Annotated in this window: 6 protein-coding genes; all 6 read left to right on the top strand. The window is 67.2% G+C overall.

Annotated features, from left to right (window positions below; all coding sequences use genetic code 11):
- Positions 1-411: 411 nt before the first annotated feature.
- The 6 genes from G6O54_RS31660 (at position 412) to G6O54_RS31635 (ending at position 7,396) form a co-directional block, all read left to right on the top strand.
- The gene (locus tag G6O54_RS31660; protein ID WP_165232986.1) at positions 412-2,889 is read left to right on the top strand and encodes a serine/threonine-protein kinase; all 2,478 of its coding nucleotides are present in this window, start codon (positions 412-414) and stop codon (positions 2,887-2,889) included.
- Between the two features lie 161 nt (positions 2,890-3,050).
- On the top strand, positions 3,051-3,665 hold the full coding sequence (locus G6O54_RS31655) for a sigma-70 family RNA polymerase sigma factor (protein ID WP_165232983.1): 615 nt from the start codon (positions 3,051-3,053) through the stop codon (positions 3,663-3,665).
- Positions 3,662-3,919 (top strand): hypothetical protein, encoded by a 258-nt coding sequence (locus G6O54_RS31650; protein WP_165232980.1) that lies wholly within the window; start codon positions 3,662-3,664, stop codon positions 3,917-3,919. The genes G6O54_RS31655 and G6O54_RS31650 overlap by 4 nt, the downstream gene beginning before the upstream one ends.
- Before the next feature lie 69 nt (positions 3,920-3,988).
- On the top strand, positions 3,989-4,177 hold the full coding sequence (locus G6O54_RS31645) for a hypothetical protein (RefSeq protein ID WP_165232977.1): 189 nt from the start codon (positions 3,989-3,991) through the stop codon (positions 4,175-4,177).
- A 70-nt stretch (positions 4,178-4,247) separates the two neighbouring features.
- Positions 4,248-5,285: a DUF1559 domain-containing protein gene (locus G6O54_RS31640; RefSeq protein WP_165232974.1), complete on the top strand. Its 1,038-nt coding sequence runs from the start codon at positions 4,248-4,250 to the stop codon at positions 5,283-5,285.
- A 74-nt stretch (positions 5,286-5,359) separates the two neighbouring features.
- Positions 5,360-7,396 (top strand): redoxin family protein, encoded by a 2,037-nt coding sequence (locus G6O54_RS31635; protein ID WP_165232971.1) that lies wholly within the window; start codon positions 5,360-5,362, stop codon positions 7,394-7,396.
- Positions 7,397-7,479 lie beyond the last annotated feature (83 nt).

Raw genomic sequence — 7,479 nt, 5'->3', positions numbered from 1 at the left:
TAACCTCGCCTCCGCCTGTCCGCCACCCTCGACGAGCACTCCGAATTCTATGGGTGAGAAATGCGGGCTAGAAGTGCGTGACAGACCGCGTGAGAGGTTCATGGTGCGTTCGCATGGTCTTGATTCGAGTACGAGCCTTCGATATACTACAATAGCCCTATAGGAAAAGTGGGGATTTCTACCAAAATCAAGGTGGTCCGAACGCCGGGACATCTTGCCCCTCTTCTCAGAACGATGGCCGGGCTCTCCAACGGATCCACTCCCTGCCATGCCTACGCGTGAGGGATGATGAATCGGTCCCGGTAGGACGGACGCGAACCGCCGAGGTCGGCCTTGGCCTCGGTTCGTGGTGGCGAATTGTGCTGGTTTCCTCATTCGACGATGAGCCAATACTCGCGGAGGGTCCGCGCGATGCCGCGGGACGATGAGCATCGCGGTCTCGTGGGGGCGATCTTGCCGGGGATCGCGGGTACGATCGCAACGAGCCCCGCCGGGGAGGCCGCGATTGGAGACGATGCGCCGAAAGCCCCGGAGTTTGGGGCGGCATCTTGGGGCGACGAAGGCCTCGATGCGGAGCTGCTGGAGATCGTCGAGCAATTCTCGGAGCGGACCTTGGCCGGCGAAACGGTCGACATCGATCAGCTCGTCGCCGAGTATCCCGAGTGGGACAAGGCCTTTCGCCGGTTGCTGCCGACGCTGCGAGGGTTGGCCGCGCTCGAGCATGCCGGCGGACTCGCCGACGGCTACCGGATTTCGGACGATCCGGAAGGGATCGATCCGGCCCGGGGCAAGATCTTCGGCGACTTCCGGATCGTGCGCGAGATCGGCCGTGGCGGGATGGGGATCGTTTACGAGGCGTGCCAGGTCTCGATCGGCCGGAAGGTGGCGCTCAAGATCCTGCCCCTGGCGGCGGCCGCCGACCAGAAGGCATTGAAGCGGTTCCAGCTCGAAGCCCAGGTCGCCGGGCTGCTCCAGCACCCAAGGATCGTCCCCATCCACGCCGTCGATGCAACTGGCGAAGTCCCGTATTTCGCCATGCAGCTCGTGGAGGGAGTGAGCCTGGCCCGGCTCATCGGGGAGATCAGGGGGCTTCTCGAACCGGGCGGCGAGCGCGACGAGGGGGGGGCATCGAGCGGTACTCCCAGCGTGCTGGCGATGGGGCTCTTGACGGGCCGGTTCGCCCCCAACGGCCGCGAATCGGATAGCAAGCCGACATCCGGAGAGCTCGGCGACGGGCCGGATCGGCCGGATCTCCACCCCTCGACGCTGCGATCGATTCGGGGGCGTGCCTATCACCGCACCGTGGCCCGCCTGGGGATCCAGGCGGCCGAGGCGCTGGATTACGCGCACGATCAGGGGATCGTCCATCGGGACGTGAAGCCCGCCAACCTGCTGATCGATCGCCACGGCGATCTATGGGTCGCCGACTTCGGGATGGCCGAGGTGAAAGGCGGCGCCGGATTGACGACGACGGGGGAGTTGCCCGGGACCTTGCGCTACATGAGCCCCGAGCAGGCCCGCGGCAAGCGTGCCCTGATCGACCGCCGCACCGACATCTATTCGCTCGGCGCCACGCTCTATGAGCTGCTCACGTTGCGGCCCGCGATCGTCGGCTCGGAGGGTGCCGAGATCATCAGACGCATCTCCGAACAGGAGCCCGAGCCCATCCGTCGGCTCAATCCGGCGGTGTCGATCGACCTGGCGACGATCGTCACCAAGGCGCTCTCCAAGGAGGCATCCGGTCGCTACGAGACGGCCCAGCAGTTGGCCGCCGACCTGGAGCGATTCCTCGATGGGCAGGCCATCGCGGCCCGACCGGTCCGGTTACTAGGGCGTGCGGGGCGATGGTGCCGACGCAAGCCCGTGCCGGCCGGCCTCACGGCGGCACTCGTGCTGGCCCTGATCGTCGGATTTGGCGGGATCACCTGGAACTGGCTGGCCGCGCAAGCCGCGGAGAGGAAGGCGCTCGCCCAGGCCGCCAAGGCCGACGCGATCAATCGCTTCCTGGTCGATAAGCTGCTCGGCCAGGCGTCCCCATGGAACTACGACGGGGCGAGTCGCGTGACGCTGCGCGAGGCGATCGACCGCGCCGCCGACGAGGTCGGCCCGTCGTTCCGGGACCAGCCCGACGTCGAGGTCGCGATCCAGAGCGCCCTCGGCCAGATTTATCACGAGTTGGGAGACTACGCCAAGGGGGAGGCATGCTGGCGGGCTGCCTACGCGATCCTGCTCCGGCAGCCGGATCGGGAGGCGAGCGAGCGGATCGACGCGATGTCCAACCTCGGCGACCTGCTCACCCACCTGGGGCGGTTCGAGGAAGCCGAGCCGCTGGTGCTCCGGGCGCTCGACGAGGGTGGCGCCTCCCTCGGGCCGCGTCACCCGGTCACGCTCGACGCGCTGCAGCACCTGGGCAGGCTGCGAATGGCCAGGGGCCAGCTTGACGAGGCCGAGGCCATCGGCAGGCGGTGGCTCGACGAGTCGAAGGTCGCCCTGGGCCCGAAGAACGCGAGGACACTGACGGCGCTCAATGACCTCGCGATGGTCCTCGAACATCGGGGCAAGTTGGACGAGGCGGAGTCGCTCCTGCGAGAGTGCGCAGCCCTCGAAGTCGAGGTGCACGGCCCTGAGCACATCAACACCCTGGTGGCGACTTCCAACCTCGCCGAGGTGTTGAGGAGGATGGATCGGATCGCCGAGGCCGAGACGATGCTCCGCCCATGCCTCGCCGCCCTCCGACGCGTCGTCGGCGCCGACCACAGATATACCGTGAAGTCGACCAGGCGGCTCGCCTCCTTGCTCCGGTCGCGCGGCCGGCTCGATGAGGCGGAGGGCCTGCTGCGAACCGTAACGCAGGCGCAAGCCCCGGGCCCCGCTCCCGAGGGGCCTTGAGGTAGGGAGGCCCGCGGGCGTACTCGCTGCTCGCCGGTCGGGAAACGTCGTCGGCCGCCGCGGATGGTCCGCGACATGGGCACCGGGAGGATTCCCGTTTTTCGGTGAATCCTTTCTCGCCGTTCTCCCAGTTTAGATACCAGGACCGAGGGCCGATCACGATGACCGAGGCAGTGGGGCAATCCCGGGAGTTGATCGAGCGGGCCGCCCGGGGCGATCAAGGTGCTCGTCGCGACTTGCTGGAGCGATACCGGGATTACCTCCGGCGCATGGTGGCCTGTCGGCTCGATCGCCGATTGGCCTCGAGGCTCGATCCGTCGGATATCGTCCAGGAGACGCTCGCCGACGCGGCCTGCCGGTTGGACAGGTATCTGGCCAGCCAGACCCTGCCGTTCTTCGGCTGGCTTCGCCTGCTGGCGGCGGAGCACATCCGGGACGCCCATCGGCAGCACCTCTTCGCCCAGCGCCGCACGGTCTTTCGCGAGAACACCACGCCGGAATTCTCCGACGAATCGGCCATCGACCTGGTCCGCCATCTTGCCGCGAACGACACCAGCCCCAGCAACCGACTGATGCAGCAGGAGCGATGGGAGGAGGTCAAGGATGCGCTCGCGTCGCTCTCGCCCAACGACCGCGAGGCGCTGGCGATGCGTTACATCGAACGCCTCAGCATCGCCGAGATGGCCGAGGCCATGGGGATCAGCGAGCGGGGGGTCAAGACGCGCCACCTTCGCGCCGTGATGCGGATCCGCGCGATCCTGGAGCCGGGATCATGATGCAACGAGACGGGCCCGCGCCCGACCCGGGCGCGGCAGAGACGCGGCTCGCCGACGTGGCCATGCTCATCTCGGAGCGGCTCGATGCCGGCGAGGCGGTCGACCTCGACTCCGTCGCCGAGCGGTATCCCGATTGCGCCCAGCCGATCCGCCAGCTACTGCCCACCCTCCAAGACCTATGCACCTTCGGCCGGATCGCCGCCAGCCCCGGGGCACCCGGCCTCCCCGGGGGGAAGCCGAACGTCGGATTCTGACCATGAGTCGTCCGCTCCCGATCGATGGATCGGAGACGTTGCAATCCCACACGATTTGAGGATGTCCTCATGAATCGCAGGCGATTTCTGCGTTGGGCCTCGCCGCTGTTCCTCCCCGCCGCCCTGGGGTGTAGGGACCGCACCGCCACCGTCGCGGGAGGGCCTCCGCCCGCCGGCAGCCACCTGGCCCGGATCACCGAGGCGGCCGCCAAGAAGGGTGCGATATCCGAGCCGAAGCGAGCCGGGAAGAAACGCTGATCGGGACGTCCACCGAGGGGGGAGGCCCGTCGAGCCCTCCGTCACGCGAAACTCGAACCCAGGAGTTCTCATGAAGACCCACGATCCTCGCCGAGCCGGTTTCACCCTCATCGAGCTCTTGGTCGTGATCGCGATCATCGCGGTCCTGATCGCGCTCCTCTTGCCCGCGGTGCAGTCGGCCCGGGAAGCCGCCCGACGGGCACAGTGCACCAACAACCTCAAGCAGATCGCGCTGGCCATGCACAACTATCACTCGATCAGCGACGTGTTCCCGATCGGCTCTCCGCTGATGTACGACCGGAAGATGTACGGATTCACTCAGAATCAGAGCGTGTTCGTCTCGGCGCTCGCCCAGTTCGAACAGCAGCCGCTCTTCAATTCCGTGAATTTCACCAGGAGCATCTACACGGCGCCGAACCTCACCGTCTTCGCCACCGGGCTCTCCACGCTCTGGTGCCCCAGCGATTCGGAGATCAGCCGGACCTTCGATTACGGCGACTTCCTGGACCCACCCCTGCACCTGATCGTGCGGTTCACGAGCTATGGGGGGAACTTCGGCACCTACTATCCGGACTCGTACTTCTACGGGGGATACAAGGACCCCAACGCGGCGACGATGCAGCCCGTGTACGCGGGGATCAACGGCGTCTTCACGTATAACCGGGGCATAGGGATCAACAGCATCACGGACGGGACGAGCAATACCTTCCTGTTCGCCGAACGCGCCAACGGCAAGTTCCCCGCCAACAACCGGGACTACGTCTCGCAATGGGCCGACGGTGCGCGATCCGATACCCTGACCACGACGCTCTATCCGCTCAACCCATTCAACAAGATCGCGGACGCCGCCGAGCAGCAGTCTGACGCATGGTCCGACTCGGCCTCATCGTTCCATCCCGGCGGGGCCAATTTCGCCATGGCCGACGGCTCGGTGAAGTTCATCAAGGACTCGATCAACACCTGGAGGTTCGACCCGGCCACTGGCTTCCCCATCGGCGTGACGCTCACCAATGGCGTCTTGACGGTGAACCCGGGCACGCAAGTGGGCGTCTATCAGTCCCTCTCCACGAGGTCCGGCGGCGAGGTCCTCAGCGCCGATCAGTACTGACCCAGCGGCCGGCTTCCGCACGCGCGACCCGGCCGAGACGCCGGCCCGACCATTGACACCCGGAGAGGTTCACGATGCGCAGGCTCCTGCCGATCGTCACGTTGTTCGCGATCCATCCGGCCGCGCCGGCCCGGGCGGACGGGCCGCAGGATTCCAAACCGCCGGACGCCCGCGTTGCCACCCCCGCAGAACGCTACAAGGCGGTCCTGAAGGAGTTCGACGACGCCAAGCGGGCCCGCTATCGGGCCGAGGCCGAGAAGAAGTCCGAGGCGGAGCGACTGGAGCTCCGAAGGCAGCCCTTCGACTATGCGACTTTCGCCGAGAAGATGGACCGCATCGCGCGCGAAGCCCCCCGGGACCCGACGGCGCTGGATGCCCTGGTCTGGGTCGCCGTCTATTCGCGGGGGCCGCTCGCGGAGAGGGCCTTCGAAACGATCAAGGCCGACCACGTCCGCGATCCGGCCATCGGCTCGCTGGCGACCCAGATCGGTTACATCGCACCGCCGAGGGGCGATGCCATACTGCGCGCGATCCTGGCCGAAAACCCCAGCCGCGAGGCCAAGGGTCAGGCCTGCCTCTCGCTCGCACGCAAGCTGAAGCTCGAGGCCGAGCATGCCGGCTCTAAGGAAGGGGCCGCGGCGCTCGACGGCGAGTCCGAAGCCCTCTTCGATCGCGTCCTCCGGGAATTCGCCGACATCCAGGGGGAGCATGGCCCGCTCGGCGAGGTCGCCAGGGAAGGCCTCTTCGAGATCCACCACCTCGGCGTGGGGAAGACGGCCCCCGAGATCACGGGCGAGGACGACCGCGGCGGGACGATGAAGCTGAGCGAGTTCCGGGGCAAGGTCGTTGTGCTCGACTTCTGGGGCGAGTGGTGCGGGCCTTGCCGGACGCTCTATCCGTTCGAACGGGCCTTGATCAAGCGAATGGAGGGCAAGCCCTTCGTCTTCCTGGGGATCAACAGCGACCCCATCGAGGCCAGGGAGCGAGTCCGAGGCCGGATGAAGAAGGAGGGGAATTCCTGGCGATACTGGGTCGACGGCAACTGGCCGGGGACCATCGGTTCGAGCTGGAACGTCCAGAGCTGGCCGACCCTCTACGTCATCGATGCGAACGGCGTCATCCGCCACAAGGTCGTGGGGTCGACGGACGTGGCCCGCCTCGACGCGGCGGTCGAGTCGCTCGTCGAGCGGACCCCGGTCGGGGCCGGCGTCCCCTCCGCCGGCCCGAAGGTCGCGGATCGCGTGATCTTGCGATACGGCGCCGCGTTGAAGGGCGACGGCCCGGACGATGCGGCGGCGGAGCCTGCCGGGGTCCCGGCCGGCCGGGACCTGCGGACGAACAGGATCTACCGGGTGGATCGGGTCGAGGGCGCCAGGCTCCTCCTTCGGAGCGAGCGCATCCCGGAGAGGGGGTGGGTAGCCACCGACGATGCGATCCCGATCGCACGGGCGGCCGATTACTTATCCGGGGAGATCCGATCCCGCCCTTCCGCCAGGGCCTTCACCGACCGCGGCTCGCTCCGCAAGGACGGCGGCGACAACGACGAGGCCATAGCCGACGCGAGCGAGGCGATCCGGATCGATCGCGCCTTCGCGCCGGCCTACCGCGTGCGGGGGAACGCCCTGCTCGACAAGAAGGAATACGACAGGGCACTGGCCGACTATGACGAAGCGGTGCGTCTCGACCCGAAGTCCGCGGCGGCCCGCTACAGCCGAGGGAACGGGTGGCTATTCCGGAATGACTTCTCGAAGGCCCTGGCCGATTATGAGGAATCCGTGCGACTCGATCCCGGTTTCGCGTTGGGATACAACGGGATCGCCTGGGTCTCGGCGACCAGCCCTGACGCCGCTCATCGCAACGGCAAGCGGGCGGTGGAAGCCGCGATGAAGGCGGTCGAGCTGACCGGCGGCGAACCTTTCACCCTCGACACGCTCGCGGCTGCATACGCGGAAGACGGCAAGTTCGACTCGGCCGTCGCGACCGGGGAGCGGGCCTTCGGCCTGCTGAACGACGGCGACGCCCGGACCGAGTGCCGGGCTCGCATCGACCTGTATCGCGCCAAGAAGCCCTACAGGACGAATGCCACACGCGAAGGAGTCGAGCGAAAATAGCGCGACAGAACTCACCGCCAGCAACTTGACCAGGCCACCATTCCCTTCTCACGCTCGCCCGCTCACGGGCGAGGGAGGGATTC

This window comes from Aquisphaera insulae, from assembly GCF_011064615.1.
Taxonomy (GTDB): Bacteria; Planctomycetota; Planctomycetia; order Isosphaerales; family Isosphaeraceae; genus Aquisphaera; species Aquisphaera insulae.
The sequence above is the reverse complement of the archived record's forward strand: the minus strand, read 5'-3'. Positions and strand labels throughout refer to the sequence as shown.

Excerpts from the sequence above, each read along its gene's own strand:
- G6O54_RS31655 (WP_165232983.1), top strand. The coding sequence starts at position 3,051 with ATGACCGAGGCAGTGGGGCAATCCCGGGAGTTGATCGAGCGGGCCGCC.
- G6O54_RS31650 (WP_165232980.1), top strand. The coding sequence starts at position 3,662 with ATGATGCAACGAGACGGGCCCGCGCCCGACCCGGGCGCGGCAGAGACG.
- G6O54_RS31645 (WP_165232977.1), top strand. The coding sequence starts at position 3,989 with ATGAATCGCAGGCGATTTCTGCGTTGGGCCTCGCCGCTGTTCCTCCCC.
- G6O54_RS31635 (WP_165232971.1), top strand. The coding sequence starts at position 5,360 with ATGCGCAGGCTCCTGCCGATCGTCACGTTGTTCGCGATCCATCCGGCC.
- G6O54_RS31660 (WP_165232986.1), top strand. The coding sequence starts at position 412 with ATGCCGCGGGACGATGAGCATCGCGGTCTCGTGGGGGCGATCTTGCCG.
- G6O54_RS31640 (WP_165232974.1), top strand. The coding sequence starts at position 4,248 with ATGAAGACCCACGATCCTCGCCGAGCCGGTTTCACCCTCATCGAGCTC.